Source organism: Pseudomonas borbori (assembly GCF_900115555.1).
GTDB classification, from domain to species: domain Bacteria; phylum Pseudomonadota; class Gammaproteobacteria; order Pseudomonadales; family Pseudomonadaceae; genus Aquipseudomonas; species Aquipseudomonas borbori.
Map to the genome: position 1 here is coordinate 1 of NZ_FOWX01000087.1, position 2079 is coordinate 2079.

The following is a 2079-nucleotide window of genomic DNA, read 5'->3' on the forward strand; positions in this document are numbered from 1 at the left end:
CTGGAACGGCCGATCGATGTGGCGGATGTCGCCTCTATCGAAGAGGAGCGCATGACGCTGCTGCACCTGATCGATCGCGACCGCAGGATGCTTCCTACATTCCAGCAAGCCTTGGCGCGGGTCGACGATGGCAGTTATGGCTGGTGTGACGAGACCGGTGAACCGATCGGCCTGCAGCGGCTGTTGTTGAGTCCCACCACGGCCTTGTCCGTCGAGGCCAAGCAACGCCGAGAATTGCTAGAACGGCATCTGAGTTAGGCCTGAGTGGCTTGCGCGCATGCAAAAAGGGCCTGAATTCAGGCCCTTTTGTCGTTCTGAGACGCGCTCAGTTCACCGCGTCTTTCAGTGTCTTGCCGGCTTTGAAACCGGGCAGCTTGGCCGCTGCGATCTTGATCGTGGCGCCGGTTTGCGGGTTGCGGCCATCGCGTGCAGCGCGTGCCTTCACCGCGAAGGTGCCGAAACCCACGAGGCTGACACTCTCGCCATTTTGCAGGGCAGAAGAGATGGCGCCGGTGATGGCATCCAGGGCGCGGCCAGCAGTGGCCTTGGACAGGTCAGTCGAGGCAGCGATGGCTTCAATCAGTTCAGCTTTGTTCATGGGCGGTTCCTTCTGGCGTTCTGAAAGGAATGGATTATAGCCACGCTTTATTCAGTGACTTGCTGAATATCCAACACGGCCCAGACTTCCAGCCCTTGCTGCCGCACGGCTTTCTCGGCTTCAAGCCGAGCGGTGAGGGGGCTGATCGAGCAGGAACGGTATTCGAACCTGAAGGCAGGGCCTCCTGTTTTCTGTCTGACGTTCAACTCTAAAAGGGTATAAACCGTCGATCGCCTGGCTTTCTCTTTCGCGGATGAAGGGTTAAGTCCTGCTTGCGTACGGGGGGCAGCACGAACATGCGCACCGGTTCGATATCCTCGATGAAAACCGTCGGCAGAATGCCAGGCTGTACCTGAGGTTGTAACGCATAACCTCGTTGCTCTGTTGCCATCGCCGAAATCGCGGATCAGCAGGCTACGTGCTTTGCCCATCGCAATCGCGGAAAAACAACACCATGGTGTTTTGTGGATGAGCCTGCAGTCCGATGCCGTAAATAGGGGGCGCGGTATTGTTGTGTTGGGCGTCAGTAACGAGTCTTTTTAAGGAAAAGATGGCGGGGGTGGAAAGGATCAACACTACCATAGGTCGTGATGGGTATTAAAATGCCTATTCATGAGCGCCGTAGAGTATTTGTCGGCATTTAATTGCCTTTTTCCCATGGTTTGTTTAAGGTTTTAGGCATTAAATTGCCGGTGGTCGCGATGCACAAGCTCACTCTACAAATCTATGCAGGTGGAAGATGGCAGGATGCCATGGGGATTAGTTTCGAGCAGTCTGATCTCGGCTTGGATGGGCCTTGTGCGTATGGATACGAGCAGAGCTATCTGGTGAGCGCCCTCGACGCTATCGGCAGTCGCCTGGATTGCGCGGTCAGTGCTGCCGTACCTCTGGGCTGGGATTCTTGGCGGAGTAAGCAGGCCCCTGCTTTTCTTTACGATATTTTGCCAGCAGGGGCGGCCAGACGCTTTTTACTGAAACGCTTGAGTGGCGAGCGTCCGCAAGGGCTAAGCCTGGATCTGTTCCTATTGGGGCGCTGTACGCCTGCACCTATTGGAAATCTGCGTATCAAAGAGTCGGCAGACGCTATCGCGGGCAGCTCTGTGTTGGGGTTTACGCGAGACGAAGTGGTCAGCCGCGACTCGCGCTTCCTGGAATATGCCTACGAGCAGGGGGCTGCCATTGGTGGCGCTACTGGGGCGGGTGGTGAGGCTCCCAAGCTGCTGCTAACTGAAGATCGTCATGGTGCCCTGCACCCTGATGCTGTATTGCCGGATGCAGATGCTGCACAGCACTGGTTTGTGAAATTTGCGCGTAACAAGGCAGGTCGGACGGATCAGGACATTCTCCGCAGCGAGTATTGCTTCTATCGAGCGGTTCGGCAGTTGGGCTGCGGATTCCGCGGTCATCCGGCCACTCATTCCATGAGCATCCGGCCACCGATTCCACGCTGATCCGGCCACCCGTTCCACGCGCATCCGGCC

General features: G+C 56.9%; 2 protein-coding genes and 1 pseudogene. 2 read left to right on the forward strand and 1 reads right to left on the reverse strand.

Annotation, left to right across the window (positions count from 1 at the left end; all coding sequences use genetic code 11):
- Positions 1–258 (forward strand): TraR/DksA family transcriptional regulator (locus BM315_RS24060; RefSeq protein WP_170862314.1); only part of this gene is annotated, 258 nt, incomplete at its 5' end.
- Between the two features lie 67 nt (positions 259–325).
- Here the strand turns inward: BM315_RS24060 and BM315_RS24065 are convergent.
- Positions 326–649 (reverse strand): HU family DNA-binding protein, encoded by a 324-nt coding sequence (locus BM315_RS24065; RefSeq protein ID WP_280140444.1) that lies wholly within the window; start codon positions 647–649, stop codon positions 326–328.
- A gap of 650 nt (positions 650–1299) precedes the next feature.
- Between BM315_RS24065 and BM315_RS24075 the strand changes: the two are divergent.
- Positions 1300–1986, forward strand: a pseudogene (locus BM315_RS24075) (type II toxin-antitoxin system HipA family toxin); the annotation flags it as partial.
- Positions 1987–2079 lie beyond the last annotated feature (93 nt).